The following is a 19,256-nucleotide window of genomic DNA, read 5'->3' as shown; positions in this document are numbered from 1 at the left end:
GACCCTGTCCCGCCATGCCGCCTCGCTCCGCTCCCGAACTCTGGCAACTCCTGCGCGCCCAGGCCGAAGCCGGGCGCCGCGACGCCCCGGCCCTGGCCGAGGGGCTGACGCGAGCGCTGCTGCAGCCGGTCGATCTGACCGCCGCCCTGGTCCGGCGCTGCGCCGAGGCCCTGGCGGAGAATCCAGGGCAGGCCGAGTCACTCGGCGAACGCTTCGCTGCCCTGCACGCCGAGTGGCCGGCGCTGACCCTGGCGGCCTGCGCGGACCTGGAAGCGGTGCTGGCACGGGATCCGGCCTATGCCAGCCTGCTGGAGATCTTCCTGTTCTCCAAAGGCTTCCTGGCGCTGCAGACCCAGCGCCTGAGCCATGCCCTCTGGCACAACGGCGAGCGGCTGCTGGCCCTGCACCTGCAGGCGCGCTGCAATCGGCTGCTGGCCATCGACATCCACCCGGCGGCGCGGCTGGGGCGCGGCATCATGCTCGACCACGGTACCGGCATCGTCATCGGCGAAACCGCGGTGGTGGAGGACGACGTCTCCATCCTGCAGCAGGTGACCCTGGGCGGCACCGGCAAGGAGCAGGGCGATCGCCATCCCAAGGTGCGGCGCGGGGTGATGATCGGCGCCGGGGTCAAGATCCTCGGCAATCTGGAGATCGGCGAGGGCGCCAAGATCGGCGCCAACAGCGTGGTCCTGCATCCGGTGGCGCCCCACACCACGGTGGTGGGTATTCCCGCTCGCCCGGTAGGGCGTCCGCGCGATGCCCATCCGGCCGAAAGCATGGATCAGTCCTTCGACGGCTGAGCCAGAAAGACCTCGGCCTTGGGATAGCGCTCGCTGTTCAGCGCGCTCGACCGCAGGCCCTCCGCCTGCGCCAGGCTGCGTACCAACTCGCGGTTGAAGGCACTGTTGCCCGGATCCGCCAGGTAGTCGGGCAGCGCCAGCCAGCGGGCGTCCTCGATCTCGTCCGGATCCTGGATGGCGATGTCGGCACTCAGGGGGTCGAGGCGGCAGACCACATAGAGATTGGATTTGCCGAAGCGGTAGGGGTGGGTGGTCACCAGGCCGACCACGCTGCGAAAGGAGCTGTGGATGCCGGTTTCCTCCCAGACCTCGCGGATCACCGCCGGCCCCAGGTCTTCGCCCAGCTCGACATGGCCCCCCGGCAGCTTGTAGCCCTGGCTGCCGCGTTCGCGGATCGCCAGCAGTTCACCACGGGCATTGAGCACCAGGCCGCCGACGCCCAGGCTGTGGGTCGGGACGAAGGGCGCGAAGGCGCTGGACGTACCGCGCCAGACCAGCGTGAGTTCCTGTTCCAGGCAGTTGTGAAAGACGAAACCGGCGCGGGTGGCCACCCCGACCAGCTCGCCAAGGGCCAGCGGCAGGGTCAGCCAGATCAGATTGCGTCCGTCGCGGCGGGCGCTGTCGAGCAACTCCGCCAGCGCCGGGGCAAAGGCCTCGCGGGTGGACGGCAGCGAGGCGGCGTCGATGATCAGGCCGTTGAAGGCGTCTTGACGGTATTGCACAGCTGTTACTCCGCAGGCCGTGGCTGGATGGGCGAGGAGGGCACGATACCGGCTTCGCTGGGCAGCAGCAGGCTGGCACGCGGATTGGCGATCTCGATGCCGCGTTCGCGGAAGCGTTCGAGGATGCGGCGGTTTAGTTCGCGCTGCACGCCCCAGCGGCCCTTGTCGAGGCATCTCATCTGCCCGGCGATGGTCACCATGGAGCCGTCGACGGCGTCCACGCCCCAGATCTCCAGATCGGCGAGGATCAGCTCCTTGAAGGCCTCGTCGGCGCGCATGCCGGCGCCGATGTCTTTGAGTTCAGCGATGACGCGCTCGATGTCCTCTGCGTAGCCCACGCTGATGCGCAGGGCGGCGTTGCCCAGCCCACGGTTGATGTTGTTGACCGCCGACACCGAGCTGAAGGGCACGATGTGCAGGGAGCCGTCCCCGGCGCGCAGGCGCACGGTGCGGATCGAGAGGTACTCCACGGTGCCCGAGACCCCGGCCACAGTGACCCAGTCGCCCACCTGCATGGCGTTTTCCAGCAGCAGGAAGATACCGGTGATGAAGTCCTGCACCAGCTTCTGCGAGCCGAAGCCCAGGGCCACGCCGATGATGCTGGCGCTGGCCAGTAGCGGCGTGGTGTTGATGCCCAGTTCGCTCAGCGCGGTCAGGCCGACGATCAGCGCGACCAGGATGAACAGCCCGGTGCGCAGCATGGGCAGCAGGGTACGCAAGCGGGCGGCCCGCACTGTGTCGCCGCGTTCGTTCCAGCTGCTCAGTCGACGATTCACGGTGGCGTTGGCGCCTTCCCAGACCACCACGGCGATGACGGCGGCGATGAGGATGGTGAGAAAGGCGGACAGCAGGCTGCGCCCAATGCTGCCATCGTCGAACCAGTCCAGCACGCTCCAGCCCCAGGACTGGAACAGGGCCAGGACGGTGATCAGGGTGACGATCACCCCCACCAGCCAGCGCGCCAGCGGATAGTAGCGCTGCAGGTGCAGATCGGTAGCGCTGCCGCCTTCGGTGGTTGCGGGCTGGAACAAGCGACCCAGCAGGCCGAGCAGGAATACCGCCGCCAGGCGCCCGAGGATCACGATGCCGGCGGACAGCGCGACGAAATTCATCAGCCGCGGCAGCCCGTTCTCGATGTCCAGTGCCCACATGGTCCAGCCACCCATGACGAACACGGCGGCGAATACGGCCCAGACCTGACCCAGCCAGGCGCGCAGCACGGTCAGGGCGCCACTGCCATCCTGGCGCCCGGCGATACTGGCGGCCACCGGCCGGCGGACATGAAAGATCAGTCCCACCACCAACAGATGGGCCAGCAGCGAGACCAGCTTGACGATGGCTTCGCGGCCCTCTTCGTTGGCACCCAGGATGTCCGCGGCCTGGGCCATCGCCAGGCCGAAGGTGATCAGGGCCACGAAGGCGTGCAGCCAGCGCAGCAGGGTACAGGCGAGGGCGGTCCTGACCTTGAGCAGGCGGATGCCGTGGGCGGCGGGATCGATCAGCAGGCGGATGACGATCAGCGCCAGGCGGGTGGTGAGATAGGCACCGAGGAAGCCACCGACTAGCTCGCGCTGATTGGCATCCGCGCCCACCAGATAGTGGATCAGCAGCGCCGCGGTGGCCCAGAAGGCCAGTAGCGGCAGCAATTCCAGCAATAGCAGTCCCAGGGCGAAGGGCAGGTGCCGCAGGGTGGTCCAGTGCTCCTCTGCGCTGGGTCGGGCGCGGTTGGCGGATGCGGGATCGGTGGCAGTGGACTCGGTCGCCGGTGCTGCGCTGTCGGACGGGGCGATGGGCACCTCTTCGAGTTGATCCACGCCATCACGCTGAGTCTTGACCAGGGCCACCGCGGCTTCGGCCGGGCGGGTAGCGGCCTCCTCGACCGCCGGTGCCGACGCTTCAGCAGGGGACTGCTGGGCCGCCTGCTGCTGGGCCTGGCGCCGGGCGCGGGTGTCGGCCAGATCGGCATGGCGCTGCAGCCGTTGCCGCGGGCGCCGGAGCGCCCGATGGATCAGCCACTCGCCCACCAGGCCGGCGGCAAAGAGGGTGGCCAGGGTCAGCAAGGCCTGCAGCAGGGCGCGACGACCCGCTTCGGACGTGAAGCTGGCGCGCGACCAGTCGGGCAGGGTACGCACGGCCCGCTGCACCTGGTTCAGCTCGCTGCCCAGGTTGTCGGCCCAGCGACCGACGCGACTGAGGGTCTGGGCGATCAGGCCATTGGCTTCCAGCGGTACCAGCGCCTTTTCCTCGCCTGGCGCCGGGGCGGCTGCCGCTGGCGCAGTGGCGGCGGTTGCCGTAGCCGCCGGCGCCGCCTTCGTCCCGGTCGCGCTCGCCGGCTGGCTGGCGATGGCCTGCAAGGTCAGGATCAGCTCCTGGCGCCGCTGCGGATCCTGCAGCAGGGCCGCGACCTGGCGCGCCTGCTGAGGATCGAGACCAGTCGGGGGCGGGGCAGGGGTTTCGGCGGCGCGCAGGGGCAACGCCAGGCACAGCAGCAACAGGGCGAGCAGGAAGTTCGGCATGGGGCGATAGCGGTCCTGATGAAGGATCAGCCAGTTAGGACCCACGATCCTCGCCTATGCTCCCTTCAGTTGGCCACTCCCTGCCGCTGGAGACGCCGCCAGTCACCAGGCGTCTGCTCGGTCCAGCGCTTGAAGGCGCGCTGGAAGGCGGCGGGGGAGGCGAAGCCGAGCAGATAGGCGATCTCGCCGAAGCTGGCCTCGGTATCGCGGATATAGGCCAGCGCCAGGTCGCGGCGGGTCAGGTTGAGCAGGGTGCGGTACTGGGTACCTTCTTCGGCCAGCTTGCGCCTCAGCGTCCAGGACGGCAGACGCAGCCGGCTGGCGATCTGCTCCAGGGTCGGCTCGCCGTGCCGTAGCAAGGGCCCCATGACTTCGACCACCCGCTCGGTGAGGCCGCGGGTGCGGGTCAGGCGGCCGTGTTCGGCTTCGCTCAGGGCCAGCAGCTGGCGCCAGGTGGCCGGGCAATGCTCGGACCCGGTCAGGGCCAGGGTCGCGGCATCGAGCAGCAGCGCATTCTCGGCGGCGCCGAATTCCACCGCGCAGCCGAAGGCGGCCTCGTAGGGCGCCACGTCCGCCGGTGCGGGGTATTCGATGAGGACGCGGCGCGGTTGCAGCGGGCGCCCGGCGACGGCGCTCAACAGCGCCAGCCAGGCGCTGAGCACCACGTCCACCACGAAGCGGTTGTAGCCGTTGTAGGGGCTGATGCTATAGAAGTGCAGCCAGGCGTCGCGGCCCTGGGCGGCATAGCGCGACCGGCCCCGGTAGTTGCGGCCATAGAGCGGTTCCAGTTCGAGCAGCGTCTCGGCGGCGTGGCGCACGTCCGGTGCCTGGCCCACGGTGATGCCGGCGAGACCGAGAAAGGCCGGCCGCATCGCCCGGCCCATGGCCAGGCCCAGCGCCGAATCGCCAGTCAGTTCCAAGGCCGCATGGCCCAGGCGCATGTAGTGGGGGATCGACAGCCGTCCGCCAGGTTCGGCCAGCCGCGCCGCGGTCAGGCCGAAGCGTGCCAGCAGGCCGGCGGCATCGGCACCCCGCTGGGCGACGGCTGCCGCCAGCGCCAGCACGAAGCCGGTGGAGAGGTCGCCCAGGCGCAGCGCCGGCGCGCTCATAGCCGCAGATTGATCAGCTTGCTCCCGGCCTGGGCAGCATCGGTGGCCGCTGTCGCATCCGGGGTGAAGGCCTGGCTGCCGCCGCCGGCCTGCCATTCCCAGAGGCGGCCGCGCAGCTGCACTTCCAGGGCGGCGCGGATGCCGGCGGCGCGCAGGCGCTGGATGTCGAAGGGGGCCGGTGCCGGGGTGGCGCCCGAGGCGAGGGCGGGAATCGCCAGCAATTCCACCTGGGGAGCGTCCAGCACGCCGGCGCGACCGGTATCGCTGCCCTGGATGACGCCGAGACGGCCCAGCGGCGTCTCCAGTCGCAGCAGCGGCGGGCTGAGATCGTCGCCGTTGTCCCTGGCCGTCAGCGGTCGCACCAGCGGTTGGCCGAGCACCTTGCCGTCGGGTCCGAAGACCAGGGTGACATTGCGCAAAGGTCCCGTACCCACCTGCAATTCGCCGTCCACCAGGGTCGGACCGGGCAGGACGATGGAGCCGGCCACCAGGGTGACGCCGTACTGGCGGGCGAGGCCGCCGAAGAGCTGCTGGTAGGCGCTGGCCATGTCCCAGGCCTTCATGCGCAACAGGCTGTCGGCCAGGCGCCGGTCACCCTCGGCCTGGAACCAGGCGCGAGCCATGCGCAACGGATTGCCCAGCAGCAGCCACTGGATGGCCTCTTCGCTGCGTGCCGCGGCATAGACCTCGGGCTTCTCGCCCATCAGCGCCAGGGGCGTGCCCAGGTGCTCGGGCAGCACCACGATGGTCTGGGCGCCGATCAGGCCCAGGCGCCGCGCATTGGCCAGATAGGCATCGAGCTTGAGGCGCAATCGCTCGGGATTGCCATAGTCCAGGGCGACCAGTTCGGGCTCGATCCCCAGCAGGTTGCCGGTGGTGGCCGCCGCTGGCGTGGTGGTCAGGTCCACCGCCAGGCTGCTGCGCAGATCCGACAGGTAATGGAAGGCTGGCCGCTGGGCCACCCAGCCCGCCAGCACGGCGAACAGGGCGATCAGCACCAGGAACACGAGCTTGCGCATCGGCACTCCAGAGCGGTCCCGGCCTCCCGGGCCGGGCGAGATAAAGGTGCTCAGGGTAGGAGACCAGGCCGCCACTGCCAAGGGGCGGCTGTACATTTGGGTAAAGAGGTTGTCATTTCCGGTGATTGAGGCCAGCCCGCGCTGCTCCTATCGTGGCGCCAGGCTTTCCCAGAAAGGCCAACCACCGGAGACCGCCATGATCGAGCTTGCCCCCCGTAATACCACCCCTTCAGATAGCTATCCGCATCTGCTCGAACCCCTGCCCGTGGGGTCGATCACCTTGCGCAACCGGGTGGTGATGGGGTCCATGCACACGGGGCTGGAAGAGCGGCCTGGCGGCTTCGCGCGGATGGCCGCCTTCTTCGCCGAGCGGGCGCGGGGCGGGGTGGGGCTGATCGTCACCGGGGGCATAGCGCCGAACGAAGAGGGGGCGGTGGCCAAGGGCGCGGCCAAGCTGACCACTCCCGAGGAGGCCGAGCACCATCGGCCGGTGACGGACGCGGTGCATGCCGCCGGCGGCCGTATCTGCCTGCAGATCCTGCACGCCGGTCGCTATGCCTATAACCCCCAGCTGGTGGCGCCCTCGGCGCTGCAGGCACCGATCAATCCCTTCACCCCACGCGAGCTGGATGAGGCCGAGGTGGAGGGGCAGATCGCCGCCTTCGTCCGCTGTGCCACGCTGGCGCAGCAGGCCGGCTACGACGGCGTCGAGGTGATGGGTTCCGAAGGCTACTTCATCAACCAGTTCATCGCCGCGCGGACCAACCACCGCACGGATCGCTGGGGCGGCGACTTCGCCAGTCGCTGCCGCTTGCCGCTGGCCATCGTCACAGGCATCCGCAGGGCGACCGGCCCGGATTTCCTGATCATCTTCCGCCTCTCGCTGCTGGATCTGGTGGAACAGGGCAGCACCCCCGAGGAATGCCTGCAACTGGCGCTCTGGCTGGAAGACGCCGGGGTCAGCCTGATCAACACCGGCATCGGCTGGCACGAGGCGCGCATCCCCACCATCGCCACCCTGGTGCCGCGCGGCGCCTTCGCCGCCGTCACCGCCCAGCTCAAGGGCCGGGTGCGGGTGCCGCTGATCGCCACCAACCGCATCAACACCCCGGAGGTGGCCGAGGCCATCCTCGCCGCCGGCCAGGCCGACCTGGTGTCCATGGCCCGGCCGCTGCTGGCCGATCCGGACTTCGTCGCCAAGGCCGCCGCTGGCCGCGCCGACGAGATCAACACCTGCATCGCCTGCAACCAGGCCTGCCTGGACCACACCTTCGCCGGCAAGTTGACCAGCTGCCTGGTCAATCCGCGCGCCTGCCACGAGACCGAGTTGCAGATCCTGCCCGCCGCCGAATCACGCCGCTTTGCCGTGGTCGGCGCCGGGCCGGCCGGCCTGGCCGCCGCCTGCACCCTGGCCGAGCGCGGCCACCAGGTGGTGCTGTTCGAGGCCAGCGAGCGCATCGGTGGCCAGTTCAATGTCGCCAGGCGCATTCCTGGCAAGGAAGAATTCGGCGAGACCCTGAGGTATTTCCAGCGGCGTCTGGAGCGACTGGCGGTGGATGTCCGCCTCAACCAGCGCGTCAGCGCCGCCGAATTGCAGGCCGAGGGCTTCGCAGGGGTGATCCTGGCCACCGGGGTGACGCCGCGGGTGCCGCCCATTCCGGGGGTCGACCATCCCAAGGTGCTGGGCTACCTGGACGTCCTGCTTGAACGCAAGCCGGTAGGGCGGCGGGTGGCCCTGATCGGCGCCGGCGGCATCGGTTTCGACGTGGCGGATTTCCTCACCCACGGCCATCAGGACGCGGAGCCCATCACCGCCTTCTACCGCGAGTGGGGCATAGATCCCAGTTTCAGCAGCCGCGGCGGGCTGGCCCCGGCGACGCCGCCGGCCGTGCCACGCGAAGTCTGGCTGCTGCAGCGCAAGCCGGGCAAACCCGGCAAGGGGCTGGGCAAGACCACAGGCTGGATCCACCGCGCGCGCCTGCAGCAGCGTGGCGTCAAGGCCATTGGCGGGGTGGAATACCTGGGCATCGACGACGCCGGCCTGCGCCTGCGCCTGCCCGATGGCGGCGAGCAGGTGCTGGATGTCGACAACGTCGTGCTCTGCGCGGGCCAGGAGTCCCTGCGCGAGCTGGAAGACGAGTTGCTCGGCGCTGGCGTGGCGGTGCATCGGGTCGGTGGCGCGGATGTCGCCGCCGAGCTCGATGCCAAGCGCGCCATCGATCAGGCCACTCGCCTAGCCGCCCAGCTGTAACTCTTCGTTGCAATCAGGGATGATTTCTGTGATCCACTCCGCATAACATCGGTTCCGGACCGACCCTCGTCCCAATGTCTGGTCTCTCTTCCATCCCGCCGACCAGGATTGGCTAAGCTGCCGTCCTGACGCGTCGGGTGGGGGCCCGGCGCGTCGAAGGAGTTGGGCGGCGACGCGGGTCTACCGTGTCGCCGCCAGAGGTCGGCGGGCGGACGCAGGTCCGGTCGCCAATTGGCGAGACGCCGGCCTCGGTATTCATGTGGGATCGACAGAGCACGCGGCGAGAGATGGCAGAGACGTTGAACGTAGAGACGGTACTGACCCCGGTGGTGCTGGGGTTCGGCGACCAGGGTGTGAATCGCGCCTTGCTGTTTCCCGATTTTCAGGCGCTCTGGCAGGGCGACCAGACGCTGCTCGACTGCGCCGGACGGCGCCATCGCTTCGTCTATCTGCTGCTGGACGAGCACCGCCGGGTCAAGGCCGCGGTGTTTTTCCTGCTGGCCTTCGATGCCCAGGGCAAACCGTTGCCGGAATGGGACCTGCCGCTGGGCGAGCTGGCCGAGCGTGGCGATGTCGGCCCCGACCTGGGCGCCGGACCGATCCGTCTGGCCAGTCGCAGCCATTGCCCGATTTCCTGGCACCAGGGCGATCTCTGGGATCCCCGCAGCGAGACCGAGCACGACGACTGGCAGGCGATCCGCGATTGCCTGGGCCTGGTCGCGCCGCGCGATGGCGAGGTGGAGCTGGCCGGGGAATACCACCCCAGCGCCGCCGACGGCATCGATGTCGAGGCCCGTCTCGAACGGGTCCGCCGCATCCTCGCCCAGGAACACCAGGAGGCGCTGGACAAGCTGATCGCCGGTCAGCGTACCCGGCTGCTGACCCTGACCCGCCAGCACCAGGAAGACCTGGCGCGTCTGCAGCGCGACGCCGACGAGGTACGTGCGGCCAAGGCCGAGCTGGAGGTGCGCTATGCCGCCCTGGCCCAGCACCTGGAGCAGCAGCACGAGCAGGCTCGCCAGCAGCGCGAGGAACTCAACGAGCAGATGCGCACCCTGGAGCGCAACGCCCTCTACAAGATCGAGGCGCTGCGCATCCAGTCCGAAGCCGAAAGCGAGGCCCGGGTGGCCGCCGCCGTGGGCGAGCTGAAGAACCAGCTGACCATCCGCGAGGTGGAACTCAAGTACCGCGACGAGCTGGACGGCCAGTTGCAGGAAGACATCCGCCAGCTGCGCGAGCGCTGCGCCCAGCTGATCGGCGACAGCAACGAAGGCCAGCTGGAGCGCCTGGCGCGCCAGGGCATCCTGTTCGTCACCTTCCAGCCCGGCGCCGGTCATCTGATCCTCAGCCGGCAGGACGTCCCTCGCTTCAGCGCCGATCCCCTGGGTTACGTCGCCGAGCACTGCAAGGTCAGCCGGGAGCAGTACCAGCGCTGGCTGGAGCATCACCAGCAGCCGGTCTGCCAGGCCGAGGTGGAAGGCGAGCGCTGCGGGCGGCCGGTGGTACGGGTGGAGCATCCCGCCCAGTTCGATCCGCTGCGCTCGACCCTGTGCGCCGAGCACCGCGGCGATGACAGCGATGGTGACGTCGCCAATCTCTGACTCCCTGGTTGATGATCTTTCCTTCGCCCGCCGTGCTCCAGGAGGTGCAGCTCGCCATCCTGGCGGCGCGGGACCTGCGCCTGGCGGTGCTGCGCCTGGATCAGCGCCCGGCCGGGCATAACGGCAACAAGGCCTACAAGCTGCGGCCCTGGCGCGAACGCCTGGCTCGGGGCGAAGGCCGCGGGCTCATCAGCCTGGGTGGTGCCCACTCCAATCATCTGCATGCGCTGGCCGCCCTGGGGCGGGAGGAAGGCTTCGCCACCGTCGGCCTCTTGCGTGGCGAGCCCTGCCGGACGCCCACGGTCGAGGATCTGCAGGCCAATGGCATGACCCTGCACTGGCTCGGCTATGGCGGCTATCGCCGCCGCCATGCGGCCGACTTCTGGCAGCCCTGGCAGGCGCGCTATCCCGGGTTGCTACCCATTCCCGAAGGCGGCTGCGACGCGCAGGCCGCCGCGGCCTGCGCGGCCATCGTCACGGAGCTGCGGCAGGGACTCGCCGCCCTGGGCTGGCCCGATTGCCAGCAACTCTGGCTGGCTGCCGGCACCGGTACAACCTTGGCCGGGGTGATCCGCGCCGCCGATCCCGCCTGGCAGGTGGTGGGCGGCCTGGCGGTGCCACCCGGGCATGGCGTCGAAGCCACGCTCGACCGGCTGCTCGCGCAGCACACCGGCGCCGATTGGCGCCTGCTGGACGCCAGCCGCGGCGGCTTCGGCCGTCTCGATGCCGAGCTGGCCCGGGCCATGGCGGAATTCGAGGCGCAGACCGGGATCGCCCTGGAGCCGCTCTATACCGGCAAGCTCTGGCTAGCGCTGCGCCAGGCAATCGAGGGCGGCGCGCTGGCGCCGGGCAGTCGCCTGGTGCTGGTCCACAGCGGTGGTCTCCAGGGCCGCCGCGCGCTGGAAACTCAGCTGGCGGCGTTGGCCGGCGGCTGAACCGGCCAGCCCGCAGGCACCAGGAACAGTCGCGCCTCTTCGTCGCCGCGTGCATCGCGCCGCACCAGCAATTGCGGCCAGCTCGGCTCGCCGTCCGGCAGCGGCAAACAGGGCGTATCGGCGACCGCGGGCGCCAGCCAGTGGCCCTTGGGCAGCACTTCCCAGGGGCCGTCCGGCAACAGCTGCCGCTCGCACCACAGCTGAGGTTGCTGGGGTGGCAGGGCGCCAACCGGCCAGGGCAGGGTTCGTTCGAGTGGCTGGAACAGATAGCCGCCCAGCCACAGCGCCGCCCGCGGCGGGGCGATGTCCAGCGCCGTCAGGCTGGCCTGGGCCAGGGGCGTGGCCGACAGCGGCAGCTGGCGCTGGCGCAGGTGTGAGAGTTTGCGCGCCAGCTGGTCTTCGCCACCGGGACCCAGCCAGCGCGGCGCGTCTGGTGGACCTTCGCCCAGGTAGAACTTCACCGCCAGTTCCAGGTGATGGACCCCCTCGGCGTCTTCCACCAGCAGGTCCAGTTCGCCCAGGGTACGGTCGCCCTCGCGCAGGGGCAGGTTGGCCGCGCGCAACCTCAACCCAGGGGCGCGCGCCAGGGCGAATTGCCAGAGTCTTTCGTACTGGCGACCCAGGCGGCGGTCGCTGCCCTGGGCGAGCCAGGCCGCCAGCGCCTGGGGTGCCGCGTCCTGTTGCCGCAGCCAGTCTGCCAGTCTGCCGGGATGATTCGCCCAGTCGCTGGCGACCAGCGGATGGCGGGTGTCGGCGGCTTCCAGCAGCGGCGTGGCGATCAGGGTCCAGGCGAGGTCACGTACCTGGGGCTGGCTCAGGCGGCGGGGCAGGGCGTGCAGCTCGGCGAAGGGCGTCATGGTGCCAGCATAGGCCAAGCCGGACCGCTGCGGATCACCGGCGGCGACCCGCGGTCGGATGAGGGCGGTTTGCCGCTGCCACGGCCTTTCGCCCATACTTTCCGCACTTTCCAGCCAACGGGGCCGCCGGCGCGTCATGGACTCCTTTCGTAACATCGGCATCATCGGTCGACTCGGCAGCACCCAGGTGCTGGACACCATCCGCCGGCTCAAGACCTTTCTGCTGCAACGCGGGCGCAACGTCATCCTGGAAAACACCATCGCCGAGGTCCTGCCCGGGCATGGCCTGCAGACGGTGTCGCGCAAGCTCATGGGCGAGATCTGCGACCTGGTGATCGTGGTCGGCGGCGACGGCAGCCTGCTGGGCGCCGCCCGCGCCCTGGTGCGCCCGCGGGTGCCGGTGCTGGGCATCAACCGCGGCAAGCTGGGCTTTCTCACCGATATCCGTCCCGATGAACTGGAGACCAAGGTCGCCGAGGTGCTCGACGGTCAGTACCTGATGGAGACGCGCTTCCTGCTCGACGCCTTCGTCGAGCGTGGCGGCGAGATGATCGGCCAGGGCGATGCCCTCAACGACGTGGTGCTGCATCCGGGCAAGTCCACCCGGATGATCGAATTCGAGTTGTACATCGACGGCCAGTTCGTCTGCAGCCAGCGCGCCGACGGCCTGATCGTCGCCACCCCCACCGGCTCCACCGCCTACTCGCTGTCGGCCGGCGGCCCCATCATGCATCCCAAGCTGGATGCCATCGTGGTGGTGCCCATGTATCCCCACACCCTGTCCAGCCGGCCCATCGTGGTGTCCGGCGACAGCACCCTGTCGATCCTGGTGTCGCCGAACATGACGATCTATCCGCAGGTCTCATGTGATGGCCAGAATCATTTCACCTGCGCACCCGGCGATACCGTGACCATTCAGAAGAAGCCGCACAAACTCAGGCTGATCCATCCGCTGGATCACAACTACTACGAGATCTGCCGGACCAAGCTCGGCTGGGGCAGTCGGCTGGGAGACGACTGATGCCCCTGGGCTACGATCTGATCGGCGATCTCCACGGCTGCGCCCATACCCTGGACCTGCTGCTGGAGCGCCTTGACTACCGGCAGGTGGACGGCGTCTGGCAGCACCCGGAGCGCCAGGCGATCTTTCTCGGTGACCTGGTCGATCGCGGCCCGCGCATCCGCGGCTCCCTGCGCCGGGTGCGGGCCATGGTCGAAGGTGGCCATGCCCACTGCATCCTCGGCAATCACGAACTCAATGCCCTGGCCTGGCACACCCCGGCGCTGCCCGGCACCGGCCAGACCTGGGTACGCGAACACACGCCGCGCCATCGCCAGCTGATCCAGGAGACCCTGGCGGCCTTCGCCGACCATCCCGGCGAGTGGCAGGACCACCTGCGCTGGCTCTACCGGCTGCCGCTGTGCAAGGACTTCGGGCACTTCCGCATCGTCCATGCCTGCTGGGATCAGCGGCTGATCGACGAATTCCTCCACCACTATCCGGATGCCTGCATCGACGAGGACTTCGTGCGCCAGTCCATCGTCGGTGGCAGCATGGCCAGCCGGGTCGCCTCGCGCCTGCTCAATGGCGTCTCGCTGCCCTTGCCCCATGGCCTGCGCCTCACCGGCAGCGATGGCTATGTGCGGGCGCGCTTTCGCACCAAGTTCTGGGAAAGCGATCCCCAGACCTATGGCGACGTGGTCTTCCAGCCCGATGCCTTGCCAGCGGAAATCGCCTGCGAACCCTTGAGCGACGAGGAAAAGGCCGGGCTGCTTTGCTATGGCGAGGATGAGCCGATGCTGTTCGTCGGTCACTACTGGCGCGATGGCCATCCCGAACCCCTGCGGCCGAACCTCGCCTGCCTGGACTACAGTGCGGTCAAGTACGGCAAGCTGGTGGCCTACCGCCTCGACGACGAACGCCAGATCGACCCGGCCAAGTTCGTCTGGATCGACGTGCAGCGCGAGGAGGGGCGATGAACCAGCCGCAACCCGTGCTGCGCGTGCCCCTGGGCCGTGACCTGTTGGGCTTCACGCGCCTGCTGCGGCGCCTGCAGATCCGCCACCGGGTGGTGGAAGAGGGCGACAGCCAGGTGCTCTGGGTGCTGGACCCGGCGCGGATCGAAGAGACCCGCAGCCTCTATGAACGCTATCCCGACGGCGATCCGCGCGGCGAGGTCCAGGCGACGCGTGGACCGCGGGGCTTCGGGCTGCTGGCGCAACTCAAGGCCAGTCCGGTCAGCGCCGTCTTTCTTGCCGTCACCCTGCTGCTGGGCCTGGCCACCGAACTGGGCGACAACCTGGCGTTGATCCACTACCTGACGCTGCAGGAATTCCGCCTGATCGATGCGGAGCACATCGCCTTTCTCGATCTCGACGCCAGCCTGGCCCGCGGCGAATGGTGGCGACTGGTCACCCCGATCTTCCTGCACTTCGGCCTGCTGCATCTGGCGATGAACGCCCTCTGGTACTGGGAGCTGGGTCGCCGCATCGAATTCCGCCAGGGCGGCCTGCTGCTGCTGCTCCTGACCCTGGTGTTCGCCGCCGGCTCCAACCTGGTGCAGTACGCCTGGACCGGGCCGGCGCTGTTCGGCGGCCTGTCCGGCGTGCTCTATGGTCTGCTCGGCCATTGCTGGGTGTTCCAGTGGCTGGCGCCCAATCCGGCCTATCGCATGCCCCGTGGCGTGGTTGCCATGATGCTGATCTGGCTGGTGATCTGCCTGACCGGGGTCTTCGATCTGCTCGGTTTCGGCTCCATCGCCAATGGCGCCCATGTCGGCGGTCTGGTGCTGGGTTGCCTCACCGGACTGCTGGGCGGTGGCCTGGCCCGCCTGCGACAGCGCTAGCTAGCGTCGCCGCTTGAGCTCGGGAGCGAGGCTCAAGGCATTGCGATAGCGCCAGCGCCGCTGGCTGCGGCGGCGCAACCAGAACCCGACCAGCAAGAGCAGCGCGCCGCCGCCCAGGACGCCCTGGGCGGTCTCGCGGGTCAGGGTCAGATAGGGGGTCAGCTGCGGCAGCTGCAGCAGGGCGGCGCCGCCAGCCAGCAGCGCCGCCAGGCCGGTCAGCACCGAGAAGGTGCCGAGGCCGGCGGTGAGGGAGGTCAGGAAGGGCCGCCGCAGGCGCAGCGGCGGCGGATCGAAACGGTCGTGCTCGGGCAACTGCATGCTCATACCCCAGGCTCTGTAAGGCCGCCGAGGTTATACGCCTCGGCGTTGCTTGGCGAGCCTGAGCGGCGCGGGCTAGCGCAGCAGCTGCCGGGCTCCCTGCTTGAGCATGTCCCAGCGATTCGGATCGCCACTGGCGATAGCGCCGAGGAAGGCCCTGGCCTGCTCGAAGCTGATGTGCGGCGGCAGCGGCGGCACGCTGGGGTCGGTGACGAATTCCAGCACCACCGGGCGATCCGCTTCGAAGGCCTGCTGCCAGGCATCGGCCACCTCGTCCGGGCGATGGATGCGCAGGCCCTTGAAGCCGAGCAATTCGCCATAGCGGGCATAGGGGAAATCGAGCACATCCTGGGCCGGGGCGAATTTGGGATCCCCGGCCAGGGCACGCTGCTCCCAGGTCACCTGATTGAGATCGCCGTTGTTGAGCACCATGACGATGAAGGTCGGATTGCTGAATCTCTTCCAGTACTGCTGCAGGGTGACCAGTTCGGCGTTGCCGTTCATCTGCATGGCGCCATCGCCCACCAGGGCGATCACCGGACGATCCGGATGAGCGAACTTGGCCGCGATGGCATAGGGAATGCCGCAGCCCATGGTCGCCAGCTTGCCCGACAGCGACCCCAGCATCTGCCCGCGCATGCGGATGTCGCGGGCATACCAGTTGGTGTGGGAGCCGCTGTCGCCGCAGAGGATGGCATCCTGTGGCAGCTGGCTGGAAAGTTCGTGGAACACCCGCTGCGGATTGATCGGCTCGGCGGGCGCCAGGGCGCGCTGCTCGATGGAGTGCCAGGAAGCGGCCACGCTCTTTTCGATGCGCGCGCGCCATTTATCGTGGGGTTTGCTCTCCAGCAGTGGCAGCAGGCGTCTCAGGGTCTCGGCGGCATCGCCCAGCAACGGCTGCTCGATGGGATATCTCATGCTGATGTTGCGCGCATGCAGGTCGATCTGCACCGCTCGCGCCTGGCCTTCCTGAGGCAGGAATTCGGTATAGGGGAAGGTCGAGCCGACGATCAGCAGGGTGTCGCATTCCTTCATCAGCAGATCGCTGGCCTCGGTGCCGAGCAGGCCGATGGCGCCGGTGACATAGGGCAGTTCGTCGGAGAGTACGCCCTTGCCCAGCAGCGCCTTGGCCACCCCGGCGCTGAGCTTCTCGGCCACCGCCATCATCTCGCTGCGCGCCTGCAGGGCGCCGGCGCCCACCAGCAGGGCAACCTTCCTGCCGGCATTGAGGATGTCTGCCGCGGCCTGCAGGTCGTCTTCCTGGGCATAGGGTCGCGGCGGGATGGCCCCGGCACCGGAAAGGACATTGGCGTGCTGGTGCGGCGGACTTTCCACCGCCGGCAACTGCTGGATGTCGTTGGGGATGATCACCGTCGCCACCTGGCGCTCGGCGATGGCCACGCGGAAGGCGCGGTCGATGACATGGCGCAGCTGCGCCGGATGCACCACCGTCTCCACATAGGCGGAGACGTCCTTGAACAGGGTGTGCAGGTCGACCTCCTGCTGATAGTCGCTGCCCAGTGAAGAGGCGGCCTGCTGGCCCACCAGGGCCACTACCGGCATATGGTCCATCTTGGCGTCGTACAGGCCGTTGAGCAGATGGATGGCCCCGGGCCCGGAGGTGGCCAGGCAGACGCCCACCTCGCCGGTGAACTTGGCATGGGCGCAGGCCATGAAGGCGGCCATCTCCTCGTGGCGCACCCGCACGTAGTCGAACTGGTCGGCTACCCGACCCAGGGCGCCCATGATGCCGTTGATGCCATCGCCGGGGTAACCGAAGATGCGCTCGACGTGCCACTGGCCGAGGCGCTCCCAGAGATGATCGGCTACGGTCTTGCTCATGACGTTCTCCTCGTTGAAGGTCTAGGCTTAGGAAGAAGGGCCCGGACGTTAAGTTCCTGCAGCCGGACCGGGCGCGGGTTAGAATGCGCGGCTGATCATCCGGAGCCTTTCATGAGCGAATCCCGCCTGCGCACCTTGCGCGACCACATCCGCTGGGCCGTCAGCCGCTTCCATGCCGAAGAGCTGTTCTTCGGCCATGGCCACGACAACGCCTGGGACGAGGCCCGCGCCCTGGTGCTGGGCGCCGTGCACCTGCCCTGGGACACCGCCGATCGCTACCTGGACTGCGCCCTGGAAGACGACGAGCGCTACGAACTCGGGGTGCTCCTGCACAAGCGCATCCAGGAGCGTGTGCCGACCGCCTATCTGCTCGGCGAAGCCTGGTTCTGCGGCCTGCCGTTCACCGTCGACGAGCGGGTGCTGGTGCCGCGCTCGCCCATCGGCGAGCTGATCGACGCGCAATTCGCGCCCTGGCTGCCGGCCGCGCCGGCGCGCATCCTCGATCTCTGTACCGGCTCGGGCTGCATCGGCATCGCCTGCGCCTATGCCTTCCCCGAGGCCGAGGTAGCCCTGGGCGATCTGTCCTACGACGCCCTCGAAGTGGCCTGGCAGAACATCGAGCGCCACGGCCTGGAGGATCGCGTCTATACCGTCCAGGGCGACGGCTTCGCCGGATTGCCAGGGCAGCGTTTCGATCTGATCGTCAGCAATCCGCCCTATGTGGATGCCGAGGACTTCGCCGACATGCCGGCCGAATACCAGCACGAACCGGCCCTGGGCCTGGCCTGTGGCGACGACGGCCTGGACCTGGTGCGGCGGATGCTGGCCGAGGCCGCGGATCACCTCACCGAGCTGGGCATCCTCATCGTGGAGGTGGGCAACAGCCAGGTCCACGTCGAGGCGCTCTATCCGGAAGTCGATTTCACCTGGCTCGAATTCGAGCGCGGCGGCCATGGCGTCTTCCTGCTGGCCGCCGCCCAGTGCCGCGAGCATCAGGCGCTGTTCCGCAGCCGTCTGGTCCCCTGATCACCTGCGGTCGCCCGCGGCGGCCGCCCTTTTTTTACCGAGGTCTACCCGTGTTTACCGAACTCGCTCTGCACGAGCGCCTGCTCAAGGCCCTCGATACCCTGGGCTTCAAGACGCCCACTCCGGTCCAGGCCGCTGCCGTGGGCCCGGCCCTGGCAGGTCATGACCTGCGCGTCACCGCCCGCACCGGCAGCGGCAAGACCGCCGCCTTTCTGTTGCCGCTGCTGGATCGCCTGCTCAAGGATCCCAAGCCGCGCTCCGGCGCCCGCGCGCTGATCCTGCTGCCGACCCGCGAGCTGGCCCAGCAGACCGCCAAGGAAATCGAACGCTTCGGCCAGTTCACCTTTCTCAAGGCCGGCCTGGTGATCGGTGGCGAGGACTTCCGGGTCCAGGCCGCCGGCCTGCGCAAGAATCCGGAGATACTGGTGGCCACCCCCGGTCGCCTGCTGGAGCAGCGCAACGCCGGAAACGTGAACCTGAAAGACATCGAGATGCTCGTACTCGACGAAGCCGACCGCATGCTCGACATGGGCTTCTCCGAGGACGTGCTGCAGATCGCCGCGAGCTGCGAGCGGGAGGGTCGCCAGACCCTGCTGTTCTCCGCGACCAGCGGTGGCAACAGCCTGCGTCAGGTGGTCGAGCAGGTCCTGCGCGAGCCGCAGAATCTCATGCTGGACCGCACTGGCGAACTGAACGAAGCCGTGGTGCAGCAGGTAATCCTGGCCGACGAGCCCCCGCACAAGGAACGCCTGCTGCAGTGGCTGCTGGCCAACGAGACCTATCGCAAGGCCATCGTCTTCACCAACACCAAGGTGCAGGCCGATCGCCTCACCGGCCGCCTGGTGGCCGAGGGCCTCAAGGTCTTCGTGCTGCACGGCGACAAGGACACCAAGGACCGCAAGCTGGCCGTGGAGCGGCTGCAGAGCGGCGCGGTCAAGGTGCTGATCGCCACCGACGTGGCTGCTCGCGGCCTGGACGTCGAAGGCCTCGACCTGGTGATCAACTACGACCTGCCGCGCAGTGGCGACGAATACGTCCACCGCATCGGCCGCACCGGGCGCGCCGGCGAGGCCGGCCTGGCGATCTCCTTCGTCACCCATGGCGACTGGAATCTGATGTCCAGCATCGAGCGCTATCTCAAGCTGAGATTCGAGCGCCGTCACCTGCCGGGTCTCAAGGCCAGCTACAACGGCCCGAAAAAGCTCAAGGCGTCGGGCAAGGCTGCCGGCGTGAAGAAGAAAAAGACCGAGGGCAAGAAGGACGGCAAGGCCAAGACCAAGGCCAAACCCAAGTCCGAGCGCCGCCCCGGCGCCCTGGTGCCGACTTCGGCCGACGGCTTCGCGCCGCCGCGCAAGCGCACCCAGGAGTGATCCCGCGCCGGACCTGAGGCGCCACCCCGCGGCGCGACCGC

Annotated in this window: 16 protein-coding genes; 9 read left to right on the top strand and 7 right to left on the bottom strand. The window is 68.8% G+C overall.

Going from position 1 to position 19,256, the window contains the following annotated elements; genetic code table 11:
• The first annotated feature begins 14 nt into the window (after positions 1-14).
• Positions 15-803, top strand: coding sequence for a serine O-acetyltransferase (cysE, locus tag AABM56_RS14265; RefSeq protein WP_133861087.1), 789 nt, complete (start codon positions 15-17; stop codon positions 801-803).
• Here the strand turns inward: cysE and AABM56_RS14260 are convergent.
• From AABM56_RS14260 to AABM56_RS14245, 4 genes are read right to left on the bottom strand one after another with little or no spacing between them, the layout of a single operon-like run.
• Complete coding sequence (locus AABM56_RS14260) at positions 785-1,525, bottom strand: NUDIX domain-containing protein (protein WP_133861086.1); 741 nt, start codon at positions 1,523-1,525, stop codon at positions 785-787. The two genes, cysE and AABM56_RS14260, sit on opposite strands and share 19 nt — an antisense overlap.
• Before the next feature lie 5 nt (positions 1,526-1,530).
• Positions 1,531-4,086 (bottom strand): mechanosensitive ion channel domain-containing protein, encoded by a 2,556-nt coding sequence (locus AABM56_RS14255; protein ID WP_347883424.1) that lies wholly within the window; start codon positions 4,084-4,086, stop codon positions 1,531-1,533.
• A 20-nt stretch (positions 4,087-4,106) separates the two neighbouring features.
• Positions 4,107-5,150, bottom strand: a complete 1,044-nt coding sequence (locus tag AABM56_RS14250; RefSeq protein ID WP_133861085.1) for an AraC family transcriptional regulator — start codon at positions 5,148-5,150, stop codon at positions 4,107-4,109.
• Positions 5,147-6,169: a hypothetical protein gene (locus AABM56_RS14245; protein ID WP_133861084.1), complete on the bottom strand. Its 1,023-nt coding sequence runs from the start codon at positions 6,167-6,169 to the stop codon at positions 5,147-5,149. The genes AABM56_RS14250 and AABM56_RS14245 overlap by 4 nt, the downstream gene beginning before the upstream one ends.
• Before the next feature lie 196 nt (positions 6,170-6,365).
• Between AABM56_RS14245 and AABM56_RS14240 the strand changes: the two genes are divergently transcribed.
• From AABM56_RS14240 to AABM56_RS14230, 3 genes are all read left to right on the top strand, one after another.
• Positions 6,366-8,420 carry an NADPH-dependent 2,4-dienoyl-CoA reductase gene (locus AABM56_RS14240; protein ID WP_347883423.1) on the top strand — a complete coding sequence of 685 codons (2,055 nt, stop codon included), beginning with the start codon at positions 6,366-6,368 and terminating at the stop codon, positions 8,418-8,420.
• A gap of 287 nt (positions 8,421-8,707) precedes the next feature.
• Positions 8,708-10,021 (top strand): chromosome partitioning protein ParA, encoded by a 1,314-nt coding sequence (locus AABM56_RS14235; RefSeq protein WP_178083899.1) that lies wholly within the window; start codon positions 8,708-8,710, stop codon positions 10,019-10,021.
• 11 nt (positions 10,022-10,032) lie between these two features.
• Positions 10,033-10,956 carry a 1-aminocyclopropane-1-carboxylate deaminase/D-cysteine desulfhydrase gene (locus AABM56_RS14230; RefSeq protein ID WP_133861082.1) on the top strand — a complete coding sequence of 308 codons (924 nt, stop codon included), beginning with the start codon at positions 10,033-10,035 and terminating at the stop codon, positions 10,954-10,956.
• On the opposite strand, the gene AABM56_RS14225 is transcribed toward AABM56_RS14230, so the two are convergent.
• A complete protein-coding gene (locus AABM56_RS14225) occupies positions 10,929-11,909 on the bottom strand; it encodes a DUF1853 family protein (protein ID WP_133861081.1) in 981 nt (326 codons plus the stop codon). The genes AABM56_RS14230 and AABM56_RS14225 overlap by 28 nt on opposite strands.
• A gap of 40 nt (positions 11,910-11,949) precedes the next feature.
• Between AABM56_RS14225 and AABM56_RS14220 the strand changes: the two genes are divergently transcribed.
• The 3 genes from AABM56_RS14220 to AABM56_RS14210 are packed head-to-tail and all read left to right on the top strand — an operon-like array spanning position 11,950 to position 14,659.
• Positions 11,950-12,834 carry an NAD(+) kinase gene (locus AABM56_RS14220; protein WP_007158929.1) on the top strand — a complete coding sequence of 295 codons (885 nt, stop codon included), beginning with the start codon at positions 11,950-11,952 and terminating at the stop codon, positions 12,832-12,834.
• A complete protein-coding gene (locus AABM56_RS14215; RefSeq protein WP_133861080.1) occupies positions 12,834-13,793 on the top strand; it encodes a metallophosphoesterase in 960 nt (319 codons plus the stop codon). Before AABM56_RS14220 ends, AABM56_RS14215 begins: the two co-directional genes overlap by 1 nt.
• A complete protein-coding gene (locus tag AABM56_RS14210; RefSeq protein ID WP_347883422.1) occupies positions 13,790-14,659 on the top strand; it encodes a rhomboid family intramembrane serine protease in 870 nt (289 codons plus the stop codon). The genes AABM56_RS14215 and AABM56_RS14210 overlap by 4 nt, the downstream gene beginning before the upstream one ends.
• Here the strand turns inward: AABM56_RS14210 and AABM56_RS14205 are convergent, their stop codons facing one another.
• Both AABM56_RS14205 and AABM56_RS14200 read right to left on the bottom strand, forming a co-directional pair.
• On the bottom strand, positions 14,660-14,983 hold the full coding sequence (locus tag AABM56_RS14205; protein WP_133861078.1) for a hypothetical protein: 324 nt from the start codon (positions 14,981-14,983) through the stop codon (positions 14,660-14,662). It abuts the gene before it with no gap.
• Positions 14,984-15,052: 69 nt separating this feature from the next.
• Entirely contained in the window at positions 15,053-16,819 is a 1,767-nt protein-coding gene (locus AABM56_RS14200) for a thiamine pyrophosphate-requiring protein (RefSeq protein WP_133861077.1), read from the bottom strand.
• Between the two features lie 111 nt (positions 16,820-16,930).
• Between AABM56_RS14200 and prmB the strand changes: the two genes are divergently transcribed.
• The gene (prmB, locus tag AABM56_RS14195) at positions 16,931-17,845 is read left to right on the top strand and encodes a 50S ribosomal protein L3 N(5)-glutamine methyltransferase (RefSeq protein WP_133861076.1); all 915 of its coding nucleotides are present in this window, start codon (positions 16,931-16,933) and stop codon (positions 17,843-17,845) included.
• Between the two features lie 50 nt (positions 17,846-17,895).
• Positions 17,896-19,215, top strand: coding sequence for a DEAD/DEAH box helicase (locus tag AABM56_RS14190; protein ID WP_133861075.1), 1,320 nt, complete (start codon positions 17,896-17,898; stop codon positions 19,213-19,215).
• Positions 19,216-19,256 lie beyond the last annotated feature (41 nt).

This window comes from Pseudomonas aestiva, assembly GCF_039908605.1.
Lineage (GTDB): Bacteria > Pseudomonadota > Gammaproteobacteria > Pseudomonadales > Pseudomonadaceae > Chryseomonas > Chryseomonas aestiva.
The sequence above is the reverse complement of the archived record's forward strand: the minus strand, read 5'-3'. Positions and strand labels throughout refer to the sequence as shown.